Genomic DNA, 21,398 nt, shown 5'->3' on the forward strand with positions numbered 1-21,398 from the left:
GAAATCTCACACTGCGATCGCGCGCAGTAGTTCTGTCTCGACCTGAATTTGCAGGCGATTGTCCGACAGGCTGTGTCCTTCGAGCAGGAACACGTCCTCGACGCGTTCGCCGAGCGTATTGATCCGCGCCGAGGCGACGCCGACCCGGTGCTCGGCCAGCACGCGCGCGATCGAATAAAGAAGGCCCGGCCGGTCGTTCGCCGACACGGACAGGATGTAGTATTGGCCCCGCTCATCGGCCCGCAGGTCGACGCGCGGCGTAATCGGGAAGGTGCGCGACAGCCGCGACAGCCGGCCCTTCGACGGTCCCGGCAGCAAGGTGCCGTGGCCCGCGAGACGCGCGGTCAGCTCCTGCTCGACCAGATTGGCGATGTCGCGATAGTGCACGTCCTCTTCGGTGTGCGTGACGAGGAAGTTGTCGAGCGCGTACCCGTGGCGCGTCGTGCTGACGCGCGCATCCAGCACCGACAGGCCGTTGCGGTCGAAATACGCGCAGATGCCCGCGAACAGATCGGGCTGGTCCTTCACGTAGACGAGCACCTGCAGCGCGTCGCCGATCGGCGACGGCCGCGCACGCACGAGCGGCGTCGGCGTTTCGACGTGGCGGTACAGCACGCGCGTTTGCCACGCGATGTCCGCCGCGTCGTGGCGCAGGAAGTAGCCGACGTCGAGCTTGTCCCACAGCGCCCGTTGCGCGCCTTCCGGCACGGTTTCGAGACGCAGCAGCGCGAGCGCTTCTTCCTTGCGCGACTTCAGCTCCGAATGTTCGTCCGGTTGAGCGCCGCCCAGCACGGCGAGGGTGGTGCGGTAGAGGTCTTCGAGCAGCTTGCCTTTCCACGTGTTCCAGACCTTCGGGCTGGTACCGCGGATGTCGGCGACGGTCAGCAGATAGAGCGCGGTCAGACGCCGCTCGGTGCCGACCAGCTCGGCGAAGCGCTTGATCACTTCGGGGTCGCTGGTGTCCTGCTTCTGCGCGACCTGGCTCATCGTCAGATGCTGCTGCACGAGCCACACGACCAGTTCGCCATCCTCGCCTTCGATGCCGTGCTGCCGGCAGAAGCGCCGCGCGTCGGCCATGCCCAGCGTGGAGTGATCGCCCCCGCGGCCTTTCGCGATGTCATGAAACAGCGCGGCCACGTACAGGACCCACGGCCGGTCGAAGTTGGCGATCAACTGGCTGCAGAACGGGTATTCGTGCGCATGCTCGGCGATCGCGAAGCGGCGCAGATTGCGCAGCACCATCAGGATGTGCTGATCGACGGTGTACACGTGATACAGGTCGTGCTGCATCTGCCCGACGATGCGCCGGAAATTCAGCAGATAACGCCCGAGCACGCTGGTCTGGTTCATCAGGCGGAACGCATGCGTGATGCCGGCCGGCTGCTTCAGGATTTCCATGAAGAGCCGGCGGTTTTCCGGATCGCGCCGCCAATACTGGTCCATCACATCACGGGCGTTGTAGATTGCGCGCAGCGTGCGCGCCGACAGACCCTTCACGCCGGGGGTGCGCTCGTAAAGCAGAAACGCTTCGAGGATCGCGTTCGGCTCGCGCTGGAACACGTCGTCGGACGTAATTTCGAGCATGCCCTGCTTTTCGACGAAGCGATCCGACAGCACGCGCGTGATGCCGCTCGTGGTCGGAAACAGCTGCGCCTCGATGTTCTGGATCAGGATCGTCGCGAGCTGCGTGACCGCTTTCGCGGCCCAGTAGTAACGGCGCATGAGTTGCTCGCTCGCGCGCTTGGTCGCGGTCGGCTTGAAGCCGAAGCTCTCGGCGACCGGCGTCTGCAGATCGAACACCAGGATGTCCTGACGGCGCCCGGCGATCACATGCAGCCGCGCGCGCAGCGCCTTCAGGAAGCCCTCGTTGCGGCGCAGTTCGCGCGCCTCGCGCTCGGTGATGAGCCCGCGCGCTTCGAGCTCGCGCCAACTGCTGCCGAACCCGGCCGCCTGCGTGATCCACAGGATCAGCTGCAGATCGCGCAGCCCGCCCGGGCTTTCCTTGATGTTCGGCTCGAGCGCGTACGGCGTGTCCTGAAACTTCGCGTGACGCTGACGCATTTCGAGGACCTTCGCCTGGAAGAACGCCTTCGGGTCGAGCACCGCACGGTAGCGTTGGGCGAAATCGTCGAACAGCGCGGTGCTGCCGGTGATGCGTCGCGCTTCCAGCAGCGAGGTACGCACCGTGACGTCGTTGGCCGCTTCCTCGAGGCATTGCGACACGCTGCGCACGCTGCTGCCGAGTTCCAGCCCGAGATCCCACGCGAGGCTGATGAAGCGCTCGATGCGCGCCTCCAGATGCTCGAGCCGCGTGTCGGGCAGCAGCACCAGGATGTCGATGTCGGAGTGCGGCGCGAGTTCGCCGCGCCCATAGCCGCCGACCGCGACCAGTGCGAGATCGTCGGGCAGCTCGCAGGTGTCCCAGGCGGCGCGCAGCGAATGGTCCGTGGCGCGCGCGAGCGCGGCCATCAACGCGTCGACGTTGGTGGCCGTTCGAAAGCGTTCCAGCAACTGGGCTTTGGCCACTTTGTAGTCCGCCTTGAGCGACGAGGCATGGGAGGGGGCGACGGCTGGAACGCTACTCATTGGCAGACGGGAGGTGAGGTCGGAATCGGTCAGGCGGTAGCCGCGACCACAGGCGGACGCGCGGGCGTACCGGCCGACACGGTCAGCACGTCGTAGCCGGTCTCCGTGACGAGCACGGTGTGCTCCCACTGGGCGGACAGGCTGCGGTCCTTGGTCTTGACGGTCCACTGGTCGGGCATCGTGCGGATGTCGCGGCGGCCGGCGTTGATCATCGGCTCGATCGTGAAGATCATGCCGGCCTGCAGTTCGAGCCCGGTGCCGGGGCGGCCATAGTGCAGGATTTGCGGGTCTTCGTGGAACACGGTGCCGATGCCGTGGCCGCAATATTCGCGCACCACGCTGTAGCCGAGGCCTTCGGCGTGCTTCTGGATCGCATAGCCGATGTCGCCGAGATGGGCGCCGGGGCGCACCTGGTCGATGCCGAGCCACATGCACTCGAAGGTAGCCTGCACGAGGCGCTTCGCCATGATCGACCCTTCGCCGACGATGAACATGCGGCTGGTGTCGCCGAAGTAGCCGTCCTTGATGACGGTGATGTCGATGTTCAGCGCGTCGCCGTTTTTCAGGGCCTTGTCGCCCGGAATGCCGTGGCAGATCACGTCGTTGACGGAAATGCAGGTGGCCTTCGGGTACGGCGGGTAGCCGGGCGGCTGGTAATTCAGCGGCGCGGGGACCGTGCCCTGGTCCTTCAGCATGTATTCGTGGCACAGGCGGTCGAGCTCGCCCGTCGTGACGCCGGCCTTGACGAACGGCGTGATGTAGTCGAGCACTTCGCTCGCGAGCCGACAGGCGACGCGCATCTTCGCGATGTCGTCTTCGTTTTTGATGGTGATAGCCATGGTTTCCTCGGAAGCCTTGCTGGATAAGGCTCGCTGGGTGTGACGGTGGCCTGGCGGAGGGCGTCTTCCGGACACGGCATGCCGGTCGATCGTCGACGATCCCCCGCGCGTGGCGGAATCGAGCCATTTTACAGCAGTGGGGGCGGGCTCGTTGCGCTGGATCGGGCGGTAATGGGCTAAAAGCGATCCAAATCGGCCGATTGGTGGGCCATTGGACGGGAAGCGGGGATTCGGGGCCTGGCTGTGCGCTGCGGTGCGGATGGCTATCGGCCGGTGGTTGGGTCGGTTGAGTCAGTCGATAGTCGCGTGCTATACTCTTTGGCTAAGTCGGTCCTAGTCCGTTTTTATTCGAACCAGGCAGAACCGGCTTCTCGCGGCAATTCGGTTGCTGGCGTCGTGAGTCAAAGAAAGCAGTATCAGGCAACCAATTCGCAAGCCGGCGCACCCAGGGTGCCGCCGCGTTCCAGCCAAAATAGAGGCGGGCGCGGCCGTACGGCAGCCGGCTTAAGACCCAACCCTAGTGGAGAATTTCATGGCAGTTACGATGCGTCAAATGCTGGAAGCAGGTGTCCACTTCGGTCACCAGACCCGTTTCTGGAACCCGAAGATGGCTCCCTTCATTTTCGGTCATCGCAACAAGATTCACATCATCAACCTCGAAAAGACGCTGCCGATGTACAACGACGCGCTGAAGTACGCGCGTCAGCTGGCATCGAACCGCGGCACGATCCTGTTCGTCGGTACGAAGCGTCAATCGCGCGACACGATCGCCCAGGAAGCGCAGCGCGCTGGCATGCCGTTCGTGAACGCACGCTGGCTCGGCGGTATGCTGACCAACTTCAAGACGCTGAAGGTATCGATCAAGCGCCTGAAGGACATGGAAGCAGCGCTGGAAGCCGGTGAAACCGAGCGCATGAGCAAGAAGGAAGCGCTGCTGTTCGAGCGCGAAATGGCCAAGCTGCAGAAGTCGATCGGCGGCGTGAAGGACATGGGCGGCATTCCGGACGCGATCTTCGTGGTTGACGTCGGCTACCACAAGATTGCCGTGACCGAAGCGAACAAGCTCGGCATTCCGGTCATCGCCGTGGTCGATACGAACCACTCGCCGGAAGGTGTGGACTACGTGATCCCGGGTAACGACGACGCCAGCAAGGCCGTCGCCCTGTACGCGGCAGGTGTGGCCGACGCGATCCTCGAAGGCCGTGCCAATGCGGTCAACGAAGTGGTCCAGGCAGCACGTGGCGGCGACGGCGACGAGTTCGTCGAGGTCAACCCGGAAGCGTAAGGCTGCCCAGTGTCCGACATAAAAGGGGGCTTTCTACAGGCCCCCTTTTTTTAAGCCGCGACGCTTGTAACAGATGTTGTAACGGACATCTGGCAGAGTGTCCGAGGTGGCGTGGCACGCGTCGCTCGCAAAAATACGCGAAAACGCTGAAACGAATTCCTGCCGCCGGCATCGAAGTGCGGGCGGCGTGTGACAGACAGAACTCAAGGAGCAAATGATGGCGGCAATTACCGCAAGCATGGTTGCAGAACTGCGCGCGAAGACCGACGCGCCAATGATGGAATGCAAGAAGGCGCTGACGGAAGCCGACGGCGATCTGGCGCGCGCTGAAGAGTTGCTGCGTGTGAAGCTCGGCAACAAGGCGAGCAAGGCGGCATCGCGTGTGACGGCTGAAGGCGTGGTCGCATCGTTCATCGGCGGCAACGCTGGTTCGCTCGTCGAGCTGAACTGCGAAACCGACTTCGTCTCGAAGAACGACGACTTCCTCGCGTTCTCGAAGAAGGTCGCCGAGCTCGTCGCAACGCAAAACCCGGCTGACGTCGCCGCGCTGTCGGCGCTGCCGCTCGACGGCTCGACCGTCGACGCAGTCCGTCTCGCGCTGGTCGGCAAGATCGGCGAAAACATGTCGATCCGCCGTTTCGTGCGCTTTGACACCGCGAACAAGCTCGCGGCGTATCTGCACGGCACGCGCATCGGCGTGCTGGTCGAGTACACCGGCGCGGACGAGCAGGTCGGCAAGGACGTGGCGATGCACATCGCCGCGATGAAGCCGGTTTCGCTGTCGTCGGACGACGTCCCGGCGGACCTGATCGCGAAGGAACGCAGCATCGCTGAACAGAAGGCGGCCGAATCGGGCAAGCCGGCTGAAATCGTCGCCAAGATGGTCGACGGCAGCGTGCAGAAGTACCTGAAGGAAGTGTCGCTGCTGAACCAGACGTTCGTGAAGAACGACAAGCAGACGATCGAGCAGATGCTGAAGGCGGCCAACTCGAGCGTGCAGAAGTTCGCACTGTTCGTGGTCGGTGAAGGCATCGAGAAGAAGCAGGACGACTTCGCTGCGGAAGTGGCCGCTCAGGTCGCTGCTGCAAAGCAACAATAAGCGTTACCTAAGCTTCACAGCTGTACCGTTTGGACCCGCGGCGAGGCAAGACCTCGCCGCGGTCGGCAGCACCGCAAGGCCGCGCACGGGTTGACCCTCGCCGCGTGGCCGCCGCTGGCGAACCCTTGGGTTCGCCAATTTGGCGGCGCTTGCCCGAATCAGCATTTCACCCCTACATTAGTCCCTTGTTGTTGCCCTGTTCTGCGCGATCTGGATACCTCTATGCCCACTGCCTATAAACGCGTCCTGCTCAAACTCTCCGGTGAAGCTTTGATGGGCGACGATGCCTTCGGCATCAATCGCGCGACCATCGAACGAATGGTGGCGGACGTGGCCGAAGTGGTCCGTCTCGGAACGCAGCTGGCCGTGGTGATCGGCGGCGGCAATATTTTTCGTGGCGTCGCGGGCGGCGCGGCGGGTATGGACCGCGCGACGGCCGACTACATGGGTATGCTCGCCACGATGATGAACGCGCTGGCGCTGCAGGACGCGATGCGCCATGCTGGCATCGAGGCGCGCGTGCAATCCGCGCTGCGCATGGACCAGGTCGTCGAGCCGTACATCCGCCCCCGCGCGATCCGCCAGCTCGAGGAAGGCAAGGTCGTGATTTTCGCGGCCGGCACCGGCAACCCGTTCTTCACGACAGACACGGCCGCTGCATTGCGCGGCTCGGAAATCGGCGCGGAAGTGGTGCTGAAGGCAACCAAGGTGGACGGCGTCTATTCGGCCGACCCGAAGAAGGATTCGAGCGCGACCCGTTACACCACGATCAGCTTCGACGAGGCAATCGGCCGCAATCTGCAGGTGATGGACGCGACGGCTTTTGCGCTGTGCCGCGACCAGAAGCTGCCGATCCGCGTGTTTTCGATCGTCAAACCCGGTGCGCTCAAGCGCATCGTGCTAGGTGAGGACGAGGGCACCCTCGTCCACGTGTAAACTTCGTTTACATTACATGGGCTTTGACGCGAGCCCGGGCCGCCGCATCACGCGTGCCGGGCGGCTCGCACCGTTTTGAAGGTTCGGAGGTTTAAAAATGTCTGTGGCTGATATCAGGAAGGGCGCTGAACAGAAGATGCAGCGCTCCATCGACGCGTTCAAGAACGACCTGTCGAAGATCCGCACTGGCCGTGCGCACACGGGCCTGCTCGATCATATCCAGTGCGACTACTACGGCTCGCCGGTGCCGATTTCGCAGGTCGCGAACCTGACGCTGATCGACGCTCGCACGATCGGTGTGCAGCCGTGGGAAAAGAAGATGGTCCAGGTCGTCGAAAAGGCGATCCGCGAGTCGGACCTCGGTCTGAACCCGGCCACGCACGGCGACGTGATCCGCGTTCCGATGCCCGCGCTGACCGAAGAGCGTCGCCGCGAACTGACCAAGGTGGTGCGCAGCGAAGCTGAAACGGCCAAGGTGGCCGTGCGCAACCTGCGTCGCGACGCCAACGAGCAACTGAAGAAGCTCGTCAAGGACAAGGAAATTTCTGAAGACGACGAGCGTCGTGCCGGCGACGACGTCCAGAAGCTGACGGACAAGTTCGTCGCTGAAATCGACAAGCTCGTCACGACGAAAGAAGCTGAGATCATGACGGTCTGACGCCGTTCGGCTCAGCCTTTCTGATTTCCACTTCTTTACTGGCATTACTGTCCCGACGGCCATGACCTATACCAGCTCAACCGTGCGCGTGCCTGAAGTCGCCGCGGTGCCGCGACACATCGCGATCATCATGGATGGCAACGGCCGTTGGGCCACCCAGCGGCGTCTGCCGCGCGTGGCGGGCCATACGCGCGGCGTCGACGCGGTGCGGGCGGCCGTCGAGGCGTGCGCGCGGCGGGGCGTCGAATATCTGACGCTGTTCGCGTTCAGCTCGGAAAACTGGCGCCGTCCGAACGAGGAGGTGTCGTTCCTGATGCGCCTGTTCGTCACCGCGCTCGAGCGCGAGATTGGCAAGTTGCACGCGAACGGCATCCGTTTGCGCGTGGTCGGCGACCTCGCGCGTTTCGACGACAAGATCCGTGATCTGATCAAGCGTGCGGAAACCAAGACCGCGCGCAATACCCGCCTTACGCTGACCATCGCCGCGAACTACGGCGGCCGCTGGGACATCATGCAAGCCACCCGCAAGCTCGTCGAGCAGGCGGCGGCGACCGGCAAACCGGTCGAGGTCAACGAGGACGCGTTCGCCGAGCATCTGTCGATGGCTTATGCGCCCGAGCCCGACCTGTTCATCCGCACCGGCGGCGAGCGCCGCGTCAGCAACTTCCTGCTGTGGCAGCTCGCCTACACCGAGTTCTATTTCACCGACACGTTCTGGCCGGATTTCGACGCCGACGCGCTCGGTCACGCCATCGCTTCGTACGCCGAGCGCGAACGCCGCTTCGGCCGCACCAGTGCTCAGCTCGAGCCGCAATCGCAGAACGTCGATTCGCTTCCATGCTAAAAACCCGTGTCATCACGGCGATCGTGCTGCTGGCAGTGTTCCTGCCTGTCACGCTGTTCGCGCCGGTCGGCGCGTTCGGCGCGCTGATCGCGTTCGTCGTCGTGTTCGCCGCGTGGGAGTGGGCACGCCTGCTGAAGCTCGGCGGCGCGGGTCCGGTGCTGTACGCGCTCGTCGCGGCACTCGGGCTTGTCACCAGCACGCGGCTGGGCATCGGCACCGAGCATGCACGGCCATTCTTTCAGGCGGCGGCGATTTTCTGGGTGATTGGCGGCCCATTCGTGCTGCTGCGCAAGCCCGTGCTCGCGCAGGGCGCCTGGCGCGCCTTTCTGTTTCTTGCCGGTATCGTCGGTTTCATCGCGTGCTGGCATGCTCTCGTCGCAGCACGCATGCTGGGTGTGCCGTTCGTGCTGTCGCTGCTGCTGTTGGTATGGCTCGCCGATATCGGCGCATACTTCTCGGGGAAGGCGTTTGGCAAGCACAAGCTGGCACCCGCCATCAGTCCGGGTAAAACCTGGGAGGGCGCAATCGGCGGCTGGTTGCTGGTCATGATCGTCGCGGCGGCGGCGATCTTTTTGCACGCGTTCGAGCCGACCCTGTATTCTGCGCTGCTGGCGCAACTGGGCGCGCTACGCACGGTGCTCGCGCTGACCCTGCTGGTGGTTTTCAGCGTGGTCGGCGATCTGTTCGAATCGATAATGAAACGCCAGGCCGGCGTCAAAGACTCGAGCGGCCTGTTGCCGGGGCACGGCGGCGTGCTCGATCGCATCGACGCGTTGTTGCCGGTGCTGCCGCTCGCGATGCTGCTGCTCGGCTAGAGAAAGAGATATGCAAAAACGTCTGACATTGCTCGGTTCCACGGGCTCGATTGGAGACAGTACGCTCGACGTGGTCGCGCGCCATCCCGAGCGTTTTTCCATTTACGCGCTGAGCGCGCATCGCAACGGCGACAAGCTCGTCGAGCAATGCCTGCGCTTCGCGCCCGAAGTGGCGGTGGTCGGCGACGCCGACACGGCCGCGAAGGTCGCCGCGAAGCTGCGCGATGCGGGCAGCAAGACAGAGGTCACATACGGACCGCAGGCGCTCGTCGACGTCGCGAAGAGCGAGGGCTGCGACACCGTGGTCGCAGCGATCGTCGGCGCAGCGGGTCTCGCGCCGAGCCTTGCCGCGGCCCGCTCCGGCAAACGCATCCTGCTCGCGAACAAGGAAGCGCTGGTGATGTCCGGCGCGATCTTCATGGACGCGGTGCACGACAACGGCGCGGTCCTGCTGCCGGTCGACAGCGAACACAACGCGATTTTCCAGTGCCTGCCGCGCGAGGCATCGCTGCACGGCGGCGTTTCGAAGATCATCCTGACCGCGTCCGGCGGCCCGTTCCGCACGCGCGAACCGGCCACGCTCGTCGACGTGACGCCTGACGAAGCCTGCAAGCATCCGAACTGGGTGATGGGCCGCAAGATCTCGGTCGACTCGGCGACGATGATGAACAAGGGCCTCGAAGTGATCGAGGCACATTGGCTGTTCAATCTGCCCGGCGAGCGCATCGATGTGCTGATCCATCCGCAGAGCGTGATCCATTCGCTGGTGTCGTACGCGGACGGCTCGGTGCTCGCGCAGCTCGGCAACCCCGACATGCGCACGCCGATCGCGCACGCGCTCGCGTTCCCGGATCGTGTCGATTCGGGCGTCGCGCAGCTCGATCTCGCGGAGATCGCGTCGTTGTCGTTCGAGAAACCCGACTACGCGCGCTTCCCGTGCCTCGCGCTCGCGATGAAGGCGCTGGCTGAAGGCGGTGTCGCGAGCGCGGCGTTGAACGCCGCCAACGAGATCGCGGTGGAGGCGTTCCTCGCGCGCCGCATCGGCTTCATGGCGATTGCGCAGGTGGTCGACTCGGTGCTGAACGCATTGCCGAACCGCAGCGCGCACGCGCTCGACGACGTCATCGAAGCGGACGCCGCCGCGCGCCGTGCTGCTACCGAATTCATCGCGCGTCTGCCCGACGGCGTTCGTCGCACGGAACGCGCCGTCCAGTGAGGCGTTTATGAATCTGCTGATCGAACTGCTCGCTTTCGCGGTTGCGATTGGCGTACTCGTGGTGGTCCACGAGTACGGGCACTACAGCGTCGCGCGTCTGTGCGGCGTGAAGGTGCTGCGTTTTTCGATTGGCTTCGGCAAGCCGCTGGTTCAGTGGGTCAGTCAGAAGACGGGCACCGAGTGGACGATTGCCGCGCTGCCGCTAGGCGGCTACGTGAAGATGCTCGACGAGCGCGAGGCCGGCCCCGGCTCGGTTCCCGACGCGGATCTGCCGCATGCGTTCAACCGCCAGTCGGTGTGGCGGCGCTTCGCGATCGTCGCGGCCGGTCCGGTCGCGAATTTCCTGCTTGCGATCTTGCTGTTCGCGCTCGTGTTCGCGACAGGCGTGACCGAACCGGCGGCCGTGATCGCGACGCCCGCGCCGAACACACCCGCCGCGCTGGCGGGCTTCGAGGGCGGCGAGACGATCGTCGGTGTGCGCACCGGCCATAGCGACGAGACCGAGCCGGTGCGCTCGTGGTCGGATCTGCGCTGGAAGTTGCTCGGTGCCGCGTTCGATCAGCAGCGCATCGTGCTCAGTGCAAAAGACGCGCACGGCACCTCCGATTTTCCGATGGACCTGCGCGGCATCGGCGAGAAAGACGTCGACGACGATCTGATGTCGCGCCTCGGCTTCGAGCCAGGTGGCGGCAAGCTGACGGTGGCCGGCGTGCAGGCGGGCAGCGCCGCGCAGAAGGCGGGGCTCGTCGCGGGCGACCGGCTACGCGCGATCAACGGTACGCCGACCGATAGTGCCGCGGCCTTCATCGCCTTTGTAAAATCGCACGCCGGCGTGCCGGTCACGCTGCGGGTGGAGCGCGGCGGCCGCGGCGGACATGCGGCCGGCACGCTCGAAGAGATCACGATCGTGCCGCAACTGCAGCGCGATGCGGCGAGCGGGCAGCAGATCGGCCGCATCGGCGCGGAGCTGGCGACCCAGGTGCCGTCGATCGACGTGCGCTACGGCCCGCTCGAGAGCCTACGCCTCGGCGCGCGCCGCACGTGGGACCTCGCGGTGTACTCGGTGCGGATGTTTGGCCGGATGATCGTCGGCGAGGCATCGCTGAAGAACCTGTCCGGTCCGGTGACGATTGCCGACTACGCGGGAAAGAGCGCACGTCTGGGTCCTTCCGCGTTTTTGTCGTTCCTGGCCCTTGTCAGCATTAGCCTCGGCGTGCTGAACCTGCTACCAATTCCGGTATTGGACGGGGGTCATCTGTTATATTATTTGGTTGAAGCTGTGACCGGTAAAGTTGTCTCTGATCGCTGGCAACTCGTTTTTCAGAGGGCGGGTCTTGCCTGCATCGTCGCGTTGTCGGCGATTGCGCTGTTCAACGATCTGGCTCGTTTAATCCATTTTTAAAGTGTCCGGCGGCGTTCTCGAGGGCGGCCGCCAGGCCTGATGCAGCTATACACACTGGGGAAGCACGTTGTTCAAACCTCATCGCTTTGGTCCAAAGACGGTTATAGCCGCGGCGTTCGCCGCGCATGGGCTGGTTGCTCATGCAACGACGCCCTTCGTGGTGCAAGACATTCGCATTGAGGGATTGCAACGCGTCGAACCGGGTACGGTGTTCGCGTACCTGCCCATCAAACAAGGCGATACCTTTTCCGACGACAAGGCCTCTGAAGCGATTCGCGCGCTTTACGCGACGGGCTTCTTCAACGACGTCAAGATTGCAACCGAAGGCAACGTGGTGGTGGTGCAGGTGCAGGAGCGCCCGGCCATCGGCACGATCGACTTTGCCGGCATCCACGAATTCGAAAAGGACAACCTGATCAAGGCGCTGCGCGCGGTCGGGCTGTCGCAAGGCCGGTACTTCGACAAGGCGCTGGTTGACAAGGCCGAGCAGGAACTGAAGCGCCAGTACCTGACGCGCGGTTTTTACGCGGCCGAAGTCACCACGACGATCACGCCGATCGACCGCAACCGCGTCGGCATCCTGTTCTCGGTGGCCGAAGGTCCGAGCGCGAAGATCCGCCAGATCAACTTCATCGGCAATAAGACATTCAGCACCGGCACGCTGCGCGACGAAATGCAGTTGTCCACGCCGAACTGGTTCTCGTGGTACACCAAGAACGACCTGTACGCGAAAGACAAACTCACCGGCGACCTCGAGAACCTTCGCTCGTTCTACCTGAATCGCGGCTTCCTCGAGTTCAGCATCGAATCGACCCAGGTGTCGATCTCGCCGGACAAGAAGGACATGTACCTGACCATCACGCTGCATGAAGGCCAGCCGTACACGATTTCGAACATCCGCCTCGCCGGCAATCTGCTCGACCGCGAAGCGGAGCTGAAGAAGCTCATCAAGATCAGGCCGGGCGACCGCTTCTCGGCCGAAAAGCTGCAGGCCACCACGAAGGCGATCGTCGACAAGCTCGGCGAATACGGTTACGCGTTCGCGACCGTCAATGCCCAGCCGCAGATCGACCAGAACAACCACACCGTCGACCTGACGCTGCAGGTCGACCCGAGCCGTCGCGTGTACGTGCGCCGCATCAACGTAGTCGGCAACACGCGCACGCGCGACGAAGTGGTGCGCCGCGAAATGCGCCAGCTCGAAAGCTCGTGGTTCGATTCGAACCGCCTCTCGCTGTCGAAGGACCGTATCAACCGTCTCGGCTACTTCACCGACGTCGACGTGACCACGGTGCCGGTCGAAGGCACGCCCGACCAGGTCGACATCGACGTGAAGGTCGCCGAAAAGCCGACCGGCGCAATTACGCTCGGTGCAGGTTTCTCGTCGACGGACAAGGTGGTGCTGTCCGCTGGTATCTCGCAGGACAACGTGTTCGGCTCCGGCACGAGCCTCGCGGTGAACATCAATACTGCGAAGACGTACCGTACGCTGACGGTCACGCAGGTCGACCCGTATTTCACGGTGGACGGCATCAAGCGGATCACCGACGTCTACTACCGTACCTACCAGCCGCTGTACTACTCGACCGATTCGAGCTTCAAGATCGTCACGATGGGCGGCGACCTCAAGTTCGGCATTCCGTTCTCCGAAGTCGATACCGTCTACTTCGGCGCGGGCTTCGAACAGAACCAGCTGGACGTCGATGCAAATACCCCGGCTTCATATAAGCAATACGTGAATGACTTCGGCCGGGTGTCGAACAACGTGCCGCTTACGGTTGGCTGGTCGCGCGATGCGCGCGACAGCGCGCTCGTGCCAAGCCGCGGCTACTTCGCGCAGGCGAACGCGGAATACGGCACGCCGATCGGCGGCACCCAGTACTACAAGGCCGACATCAACGCGCAGTACTATTACTCGTTTGCGCGCGGCTTTGTGCTGGGCTTCAACTTCCAGGGCGGCTATGGTAACGGCCTTGCTGGCAAGCCTTATCCTATCTTCAAGAACTATTACGCGGGCGGTATCGGTTCGGTGCGTGGTTACGAGCCGAGCTCACTGGGTCCGCGTGACAAAACGACCGGCGATCCGATCGGCGGCTCGAAGCTGCTGGTGGGCAATATCGAGTTGACGTTCCCGCTGCCAGGCACCGGCTACGACCGCACGCTGCGTGTGTTCACCTTCCTGGACGCTGGTAACGTCTGGGCGGACGCGAGCACGGCAGCGACGTCGACTGGCGCGAACGGCCTGCGTTACGGCTACGGTGTGGGTCTCGCATGGATCTCGCCGATCGGCCCGCTCAAGTTGAGCCTTGGCTTCCCGCTCACGAAGCACACGGGCGACCAGTATCAGAAGTTCCAGTTCCAGATCGGGACCGCGTTCTGATTGGGGCGACGGGCGCTCCCGGCGGCCGGCTGCGGCGGCGGGTGCTCCCGGCGGCGAGCCCGGCCAAACTACAGTATCGAGAGGATGACTTTGCTAACCGGTATGTTTTCGAAACGTGTAGCGTGCGCATTGGCGCTGGCAATGACCCTCGGGGTCGGCATGGCGCACGCGCAGGAGGCGAGAATCGCCGCGGTGAATTCCGACCGCATCCTGCGCGAATCGGCTGCGGCGAAAGCCGCGCAGCTGAAGCTCGAGGCCGAATTCGCGAAGCGGGACAAGGATCTGGCCGACATGGCGCAAAAGCTCAAGTCGATGTCCGATGCACTCGACAAGAATGGCGCGACAATGTCAGCGACCGATCGCGCGCAGAAGCAGCGCGACCTGTCGCAGCTCGACTCGGACTTCCAGCGCAAGCAGCGTGAGTTCCGCGAAGACCTGAACCAGCGCCGCAACGAGGAACTCGCGGCGGTGCTCGATCGCGCGAACAAGGTCATCAAGCAGATCGCCGAAACGCAGCACTATGATCTGATCGTGCAGGAAGCCGTGTATGTGAGCCCGCGCATCGATATCACCGACCAGGTGCTAAAGGCACTGGCGGCATCGGGCAACTAAGGGCAACCGGGGGCGGCGTACGGTGGCCCGCGCGCATTGGCGCGCGCCCTCGCAATGATTGAACAGGTTGGAGACAGGATAGGCATGGCATTTAAGCTCGAGGACATCGTCCAGCGGTTCGGCGGTGAGGTTGTCGGTAACGGGTCGCAGCGCGTGAGCAGTCTCGCGCCGCTCGACCAGGCAGGCCCGGACCAGTTGGCGTTCCTCGCCAATCCGAAATATCTGTCGCAAGTCGAAACGACCCGCGCCGGCGCGGTGCTGATCAATGCCGGCGACCTCGAGAAGCTCGCTTCACGCGAAGGTCGAAACTTCATCGTCACGCCGAATCCCTACGCTTACTTTGCGCGCGTCGCGCAAACCTTCATCGAGCTCGCCGCGCCGAAGCCCGTCCCCGGCGTGCATCCGAGCGCAACCATCGATCCTTCCGCGCAGGTCGCCGCGAGCGCGATGATCGGTCCGCGTGTCACCGTGGAAGCGGGCGCGGTGATCGGCGAGCATGCGCGGCTCGACGCCAACGTCGTGATCGGCCGCGGCACGCGTGTCGGCGCGAACGCGCATCTGTATCCGAACGTGACCGTGTACCACGGCTGCAAGCTCGGCGAGCGCGTGATCGTGCACGCGGGCGCGGTGATCGGCTCGGACGGCTTCGGCTTCGCGCCCGACTTCGTCGGCGAGGGCGATGCGCGCACCGGCAGCTGGGTGAAGATTCCGCAGGTCGGCGGCGTATTGATCGCGAACGACGTCGAAATCGGTGCGAATACCACGATCGACCGCGGCGCGATGGCCGACACGATCATCGAGGAGTGCGTGAAGATCGACAACCTCGTGCAGATCGGCCACAACTGCAAGGTCGGCGCCTACACGGTGATCGCGGGCTGCGCAGGTATCGCTGGCAGCACGACCATCGGGCGTCACTGCATGATCGGCGGCGCGGTCGGCATTGCCGGACACGTGACGCTTGCCGATCATGTGATCGTCACCGCGAAGTCGGGCGTGTCGAAATCGCTGCTGAAGCCCGGCATGTACACGAGTGCGTTCCCCGCCGTGAACCACGCGGACTGGAACAGGAGCGCGGCGCTGTTGCGCAATATCGACAAGCTTCGCGATCGCATCAAGGCGCTGGAGAGCGCCGCCGCCGACAAGGCCGGCAGCGCCACTGACGGCGCCGCAGGTCAACCCGCAGGCAACAAGATCTGACAGATATCCCGGCGACCCACCGGCACCGCGTAAAATAGTGGTCGAGCATCATGAAGCAAAGCCGGTGGCCGTGACCGGGTGGCACGGCCACCGGTCATCCAAGGCGCCGGTCGCGCGCGTTTTCAACCCACCTGCACCAGCATCCGCAGTCATCATCGCGCAGTCAATGCGTGAGCAGAAACACCATGAGCACCGAAAAAATCAATCTCGACATTCATAAGATTCTCACGCTGCTGCCGCATCGTTATCCGATCCTGCTGGTCGACCGGGTGCTCGAACTCGAACCGCACAAGAGCATCAAAGCGTTGAAGAACGTGTCGATCAATGAGCCGTACTTCCAGGGACATTTCCCGACGCGGCCGGTGATGCCAGGCGTGCTGATCCTCGAAGCGCTCGCGCAGACCGCGGCGCTGCTGACGTTCTCGGAAGAGCCGAGCGATCCGTCGAACACGCTGTACCTGTTCGTCGGCATCGACAACGCGCGCTTCAAGCGCGTGGTGGAACCGGGCGATCAGCTGATCCTGAACTGCACGTTCGAGCGTCACATGCGCGGCATCTGGAAGTTCAAGGCGCGCGCCGAAGTGGATGGCGTCGTCGCGGCTGAAGCCGATCTGATGTGCGCGGTGCGTCACACGGACAAAGACGCGTGAAGCCGGCGTCCGGGCAGATCGCGGCGCGGCACGGCAAGTGCGCGGCGGCCCCGGCGTCAAGGCCATCCACACAACGCAACAGAATCAGAAGCGAGGACGCATGAGCAGGATCCATCCCACCGCGATCATCGAAGCGGGCGCGCAGCTCGACGAATCCGTCGAAGTCGGGCCCTATGCGGTGATCGGCGCACACGTGACGATCGGTGCGCGCAGCACGGTCGGCTCGCACAGCGTGATCGAGGGCTATACCACGATCGGCGAAGACAACCGCATCGGCCATTACGCATCGGTCGGCGGCCGTCCGCAGGACATGAAATACCGTGACGAGCCGACGAGGCTCGTGATCGGCAACCGCAACACGATCCGCGAATTCACCACGATCCACACCGGCACGGTGCAGGACGCGGGCGTCACCACGCTCGGCGACGACAACTGGATCATGGCCTACGTGCACATCGGTCACGACTGCCACGTCGGCAGCAACGTGATCCTGTCGAGCAACGCGCAGATGGCCGGCCACGTGACGATCGGCGACCACGCGATCATCGGCGGCATGTCGGGCGTGCATCAGTTCGTGCGCATCGGCGCGCACGCGATGCTCGGCGGCGCGTCGGCGCTCGTGCAGGACGTGCCGCCCTATGTGATCGCTGCGGGCAACAAGGCCGAGCCGCACGGCATCAACGTCGAAGGGCTGCGCCGCCGCGGTTTCTCGGCTGACGCTATCTCGGTGCTGCGCTCCGCATATCGCGTGCTGTACAAGAACGGCCTGTCGCTCGAAGAAGCGAAGGTGCAATTGAAGGAACTCGGTTCGGCCGGCGGTGACGGCGACGCCCCGGTGCAGACGCTGCTCGCGTTCGTCGAAGCGTCGCAGCGCGGCATCATCCGCTAACCGATGACGTTGCAACCCAGTCCGCTGCGCGTCGCGATGGTGGCCGGCGAGCCGTCCGGCGACCTGCTGGCCGCATCGCTGCTCGACGGTCTCGCCAGCCGGTTGCCGGCCGCCACGCAGTACTACGGCATCGGCGGTCCGCGCATGATCGCCACGGGCTTCGACGCCCACTGGCCGATGGAAAAGCTGACGGTGCGCGGCTATGTCGAAGCACTGCGGCACATCCCCGAAATCCTCGGTATCCGCAACGAGCTCAAGCGTCAATTGCTTGCCGAGCCGCCGGCCGTGTTCGTCGGTGTCGACGCGCCCGACTTCAATTTCGGGCTCGAGCATGCGCTGCGCGACGCCGGCATTCCGACCGTGCACTTCGTCTGCCCGTCCATCTGGGCATGGCGTGGGGGGCGCATCAAGAAGATCGCCAAGGCGGTCGACCACATGCTGTGCGTGTTCCCGTTCGAAACCGCGCTGCTCGAAAAGGCGGGCGTCGCGGCGTCGTACGTCGGGCATCCGCTGGCCGATCAGATCCCGCTCGAACCCGACACGCTCGGCGCGCGCCGCGCGCTCGGTCTCGCGGAAAGCGGGCCGGTGATCGCGGTGCTGCCGGGCAGCCGGCGCTCCGAGATCGACCTGATCGGCCCGACGTTCTTCGCGGCGATGGAGATGATGCAGCACCAGGAGCCCAGCGTGCGCTTCGTGATGCCGGCGGCCACGCCCACGTTGCGCGCGCTGCTGCAGCCGCTCGTCGATGCGCACCCGGGCCTCGCGCTGACCATCATCGACGGCCAGTCGCAACTCGCGATGACCGCCGCCGACGCGATTCTCGTGAAGAGCGGCACCGTCACGCTGGAAGCCGCGCTGTTGAAAAAGCCGATGGTGATTTCGTACAAGGTGCCCTGGCTAACCGGCCAGATCATGCGCCGCCAGGGCTATCTGCCGTACGTGGGCCTGCCGAACATTCTGGCCGGGCGTTTCGTGGTGCCGGAGATCCTGCAGCACTTCGCGACGCCGCAGGCGCTCGCCGAGGCGACGCTGAAACAGTTGCGCGACGAAGCGAACCGGCGCACGCTGAAGGAAATCTTCACGGAGATGCACCACGTGCTGAAGCAGAACACCGCGCAGCGCGCGGCCGAAGTCGTGGCGAGCGTCGTCGAGCAACGGGCGGGGCGGCCATGACCCCGCCGCGCGCGCCTCGCCGCAAGACTGCGGCCGCCGTTCGGGTCGTCGCGCAAGCCGGCCTGAACTTCGAAAGCGCCGACGACATCGTCTGCGGCGTCGACGAAGCAGGGCGCGGACCGCTGGCCGGACCGGTCGTCGCGGCAGCGGTGATTTTCGATCCTGCGAAACCGATGATCCGCGGCCTCGACGATTCGAAGGCGCTCACCGCACTCAAGCGTGAAGCGCTGTACGAGAAGATCGTCGATCGCGCGCTCGCGTATTGCATCGCATCGGCGACGGTCGAGGAAATCGATTCGCTGAACATCCTGCACGCGACAATGCTCGCGATGAAGCGCGCGGTCGAGGGCTTGTCGGTCGTGCCGACGCTCGTGAAGGTCGACGGCAACCGTTGCCCGACGCTCAGCATCCGTAGCGAAGCGGTGATCGGCGGCGACGCGCTCGTGAAGAGTATCTCGGCGGCGTCGATTCTCGCGAAGGTCGCGCGCGACCGCATGCTGCTCGAGCTGCACGAGGCGTATCCCGTGTATGGCTTCGACGCGCACGCCGGTTATGGTACGCCGCAGCATCTCGCGGCGCTGCGCGATCATGGGCCGTGCGAGCATCATCGGCGCTCGTTCGCGCCGGTGCGCGAAGCGCATCTGCGGCTCGGCACAGGCGTGCCGCTGCCATCGGCGGACGCCGTCATCGTGGCCGACGCGCTGCTGCTCGACGACGATGCATTCGGCGACGCCGGCCTCGCGTGACCAGCGCCATCAGCACGGCTCGAACGCGGTTCGCGCTCGAGCGCCGCTGATTCCCTACTGATTTGCCACTGATCCCATTTCCATTTCTCACCGCCTTCGCTGCCTGTGAAAGCCATCACCTCGCGGGACAATCCGCTCTACAAGCGCCTGAAGGCACTGGCCGGCTCGACGCATCAACAGCGCCGCAGCGGCCATGCGCTGCTCGAGGGCTTCCATCTTGCGAGCGCGTATCTCGACGTCGCCGGTCAGCCGGAGCTCTGCGTCGTCACCGACGGCGCGCTGCGTCACGACGAAGCGCAGGCGATCGTCTCGCGCATCGACGAGCATCGGCTCGTGACGCTGCCGGATGCGTTATTCGGACAGTTGTCGAATGTGGTGCATGGCGTCGGGATTCTGCTGCTCGTCGAGAAGCTGGACGCGCCGCTGCCCGAGCGCGTCGAGCAAAACTGTCTGGTGCTCGACGGCGTGCAGGACGCGGGCAATGTCGGCTCGATTCTGCGCAGTGCGGCGGCCGCGGGCATCGAACACGTGTTCTGCGCGCCGGGCACGGCCTACGCGTGGTCGTCGAAGGTGCTGCGCTCCGGCATGGGCGCGCACTTCCTGTTGCAGATTCATGAGGATGTCGACGCGAGCGCGTTGATCGAACGTCTGGCGGTCCCGGTCGTCATCACCGATTCGCACGGCGCCGCAGCGATTTATGACTGCGACCTGAGCGGGCCGCTTGCGTGGGTGTTCGGCAACGAAGGGGCGGGCGTGTCGCAGGTGTGGCGCGATGCCGTGTCGTTGCGGGTGACGATTCCGCAGCCTGGCGGCATGGAATCGCTGAATGTGGCGGCCGCGGCGGCCGTCTGCGTGTTCGAGCAGTGCCGGCAGCAGCGCGGCCGTAAAAAGTAGACGTCAGTGGCGTTGCGCGGGCGCTGGCCCGGCAACGCAACGCCTGCTCCGCGGTCGCTCAATACGACGGCCGATCCAGCTTGATCTCCTGCAGGATCGTCGTCGCGATCTCCTCGATCGACTTGTGCGTCGACGACAGCCACTTGATCCCCTCGCGCCGCATCATCGCTTCTGCTTCGTTGATCTCATAGCGGCAGTTTTCCAGCGCCGCGTACTTGCTGCCCGGCCGCCGCTCGTTGCGGATCTCCGACAGCCGCTGCGGATCGATCGACAACCCGAACATCTTCTGCCGATGCTCGAGCAGCGGCGTGGGCAGCTTGCCGCGCTCGAAATCTTCGGGAATCAGCGGATAGTTCGCCGCTTTCACGCCGTACTGCATCGCCAGATAAAGGCTCGTCGGCGTCTTGCCGCTGCGCGACACGCCGACGAGGATCACGTCGGCGTCCGCGAGATTGCGGTTCGATTGACCGTCGTCGTGCGCGAGCGAGAAATTGATCGCCTCGATGCGGTTCTTGTACTCCTCGGTGTCCGCGTTCTGGTGACCGCGGCCCATCGCGTGGCTCGACTTCAGCTCCAGCTCCTGCTCGAGCGGCTCGACGAAGGTTTGGAACATGTCGAGCACGAGTGCGTTCGAATCCTTCACGATCTGATTCGACGAGCTATCGACGAGCGTGGTGAACACGATCGGACGACGGCCGTCCTGCACGACCGCTTCGTTGATTTTTTCGAGCGTTGCGTAGGCCTTCTCGGTCGAGTCGACGAATGGCACGCGGACCAGGCGGAATTTCTGGTCGAACTGGGAGAGGATCGAATGCGCGAAGGTTTCGGCAGTGATCCCGGTACCGTCTGAGACGATGAATACGGTGGGCGGCATCAGTGGGGCTGTGAACGTGAAAGGCAAATGAGCGGGCAAAGCGCGGCACTAGAACGCGCTTGGATCGAACCGCAGCGGCGCGCGGCCGGCCTCGCAAAAGCCCGATGGCTGCGCCGGGGCGCGATTCGAGACGCAATTCTCGACCGACCGCCACATTTGGGGAGTCGGCACGGTAGAATAGCGGCAACCTGTTGGATAAGCAATTGCAGGCGATTGGCCGCTAAATTACTGCGAACGGTCGTTCAACCTCACGTCATCTGACCTGAACATGCGTTGAACGCAAGAGATCGAGCGGTAAGTGCG

Annotated in this window: 19 protein-coding genes; 16 read left to right on the forward strand and 3 right to left on the reverse strand. The window is 64.2% G+C overall.

Going from position 1 to position 21,398, the window contains the following annotated elements; all coding sequences use genetic code 11:
• Nucleotides 1-6 precede the first annotated feature (6 nt).
• Nucleotides 7-2,586 (reverse strand): [protein-PII] uridylyltransferase, encoded by a 2,580-nt coding sequence (locus ACLFKU_RS01540; protein ID WP_410847952.1) that lies wholly within the window; start codon nt 2,584-2,586, stop codon nt 7-9.
• A gap of 29 nt (nt 2,587-2,615) precedes the next feature.
• On the reverse strand, nt 2,616-3,425 hold the full coding sequence (gene map, locus ACLFKU_RS01545; protein ID WP_152850980.1) for a type I methionyl aminopeptidase: 810 nt from the start codon (nt 3,423-3,425) through the stop codon (nt 2,616-2,618).
• Between the two features lie 532 nt (nt 3,426-3,957).
• Here map and rpsB point away from each other — a divergent pair.
• From rpsB to ACLFKU_RS01625, 16 genes are all read left to right on the forward strand, one after another.
• Entirely contained in the window at nt 3,958-4,710 is a 753-nt protein-coding gene (gene rpsB, locus ACLFKU_RS01550; protein WP_013089705.1) for a 30S ribosomal protein S2, read from the forward strand.
• Nucleotides 4,711-4,927: 217 nt separating this feature from the next.
• Complete coding sequence (gene tsf / locus ACLFKU_RS01555) at nt 4,928-5,809, forward strand: translation elongation factor Ts (protein WP_368587335.1); 882 nt, start codon at nt 4,928-4,930, stop codon at nt 5,807-5,809.
• Nucleotides 5,810-6,031: 222 nt separating this feature from the next.
• Nucleotides 6,032-6,745 (forward strand): UMP kinase, encoded by a 714-nt coding sequence (gene pyrH, locus ACLFKU_RS01560; RefSeq protein WP_013089703.1) that lies wholly within the window; start codon nt 6,032-6,034, stop codon nt 6,743-6,745.
• Nucleotides 6,746-6,842: 97 nt separating this feature from the next.
• Nucleotides 6,843-7,403, forward strand: a complete 561-nt coding sequence (gene frr, locus ACLFKU_RS01565; RefSeq protein ID WP_013089702.1) for a ribosome recycling factor — start codon at nt 6,843-6,845, stop codon at nt 7,401-7,403.
• Between the two features lie 61 nt (nt 7,404-7,464).
• Complete coding sequence (gene uppS / locus ACLFKU_RS01570) at nt 7,465-8,247, forward strand: polyprenyl diphosphate synthase (RefSeq protein WP_368587334.1); 783 nt, start codon at nt 7,465-7,467, stop codon at nt 8,245-8,247.
• A complete protein-coding gene (locus ACLFKU_RS01575; protein ID WP_368587333.1) occupies nt 8,241-9,062 on the forward strand; it encodes a phosphatidate cytidylyltransferase in 822 nt (273 codons plus the stop codon). The genes uppS and ACLFKU_RS01575 overlap by 7 nt, the downstream gene beginning before the upstream one ends.
• A 10-nt stretch (nt 9,063-9,072) precedes the next feature.
• Entirely contained in the window at nt 9,073-10,278 is a 1,206-nt protein-coding gene (locus tag ACLFKU_RS01580) for a 1-deoxy-D-xylulose-5-phosphate reductoisomerase (protein WP_176108290.1), read from the forward strand.
• Nucleotides 10,279-10,285: 7 nt separating this feature from the next.
• Entirely contained in the window at nt 10,286-11,680 is a 1,395-nt protein-coding gene (rseP, locus tag ACLFKU_RS01585) for an RIP metalloprotease RseP (protein WP_410847953.1), read from the forward strand.
• 67 nt (nt 11,681-11,747) lie between these two features.
• Nucleotides 11,748-14,060, forward strand: a complete 2,313-nt coding sequence (gene bamA / locus ACLFKU_RS01590; RefSeq protein WP_368587330.1) for an outer membrane protein assembly factor BamA — start codon at nt 11,748-11,750, stop codon at nt 14,058-14,060.
• Between the two features lie 90 nt (nt 14,061-14,150).
• Nucleotides 14,151-14,672, forward strand: a complete 522-nt coding sequence (locus ACLFKU_RS01595; protein ID WP_026225318.1) for an OmpH family outer membrane protein — start codon at nt 14,151-14,153, stop codon at nt 14,670-14,672.
• A gap of 84 nt (nt 14,673-14,756) precedes the next feature.
• On the forward strand, nt 14,757-15,869 hold the full coding sequence (gene lpxD / locus ACLFKU_RS01600; RefSeq protein ID WP_410847954.1) for a UDP-3-O-(3-hydroxymyristoyl)glucosamine N-acyltransferase: 1,113 nt from the start codon (nt 14,757-14,759) through the stop codon (nt 15,867-15,869).
• Between the two features lie 185 nt (nt 15,870-16,054).
• Nucleotides 16,055-16,519, forward strand: coding sequence for a 3-hydroxyacyl-ACP dehydratase FabZ (gene fabZ / locus ACLFKU_RS01605; RefSeq protein ID WP_006048683.1), 465 nt, complete (start codon nt 16,055-16,057; stop codon nt 16,517-16,519).
• A 100-nt stretch (nt 16,520-16,619) separates the two neighbouring features.
• Complete coding sequence (lpxA, locus tag ACLFKU_RS01610; RefSeq protein WP_176108295.1) at nt 16,620-17,408, forward strand: acyl-ACP--UDP-N-acetylglucosamine O-acyltransferase; 789 nt, start codon at nt 16,620-16,622, stop codon at nt 17,406-17,408.
• A gap of 3 nt (nt 17,409-17,411) precedes the next feature.
• The gene (gene lpxB / locus ACLFKU_RS01615) at nt 17,412-18,581 is read left to right on the forward strand and encodes a lipid-A-disaccharide synthase (protein WP_410847955.1); all 1,170 of its coding nucleotides are present in this window, start codon (nt 17,412-17,414) and stop codon (nt 18,579-18,581) included.
• Nucleotides 18,578-19,327 carry a ribonuclease HII gene (gene rnhB, locus ACLFKU_RS01620; protein WP_368587327.1) on the forward strand — a complete coding sequence of 250 codons (750 nt, stop codon included), beginning with the start codon at nt 18,578-18,580 and terminating at the stop codon, nt 19,325-19,327. The genes lpxB and rnhB overlap by 4 nt, the downstream gene beginning before the upstream one ends.
• A 105-nt stretch (nt 19,328-19,432) precedes the next feature.
• Complete coding sequence (locus ACLFKU_RS01625) at nt 19,433-20,221, forward strand: TrmH family RNA methyltransferase (protein ID WP_410847956.1); 789 nt, start codon at nt 19,433-19,435, stop codon at nt 20,219-20,221.
• Between the two features lie 58 nt (nt 20,222-20,279).
• Here ACLFKU_RS01625 and ACLFKU_RS01630 read toward each other — a convergent pair whose 3' ends face one another.
• Nucleotides 20,280-21,095, reverse strand: a complete 816-nt coding sequence (locus tag ACLFKU_RS01630; RefSeq protein ID WP_013089690.1) for a pyruvate, water dikinase regulatory protein — start codon at nt 21,093-21,095, stop codon at nt 20,280-20,282.
• Between the last annotated feature and the right edge of the window lie 303 nt (nt 21,096-21,398).

It is taken from the genome of Paraburkholderia sp. EG304, from assembly GCF_046543485.1.
Taxonomy (GTDB): domain Bacteria; phylum Pseudomonadota; class Gammaproteobacteria; order Burkholderiales; family Burkholderiaceae; genus Paraburkholderia; species Paraburkholderia youngii.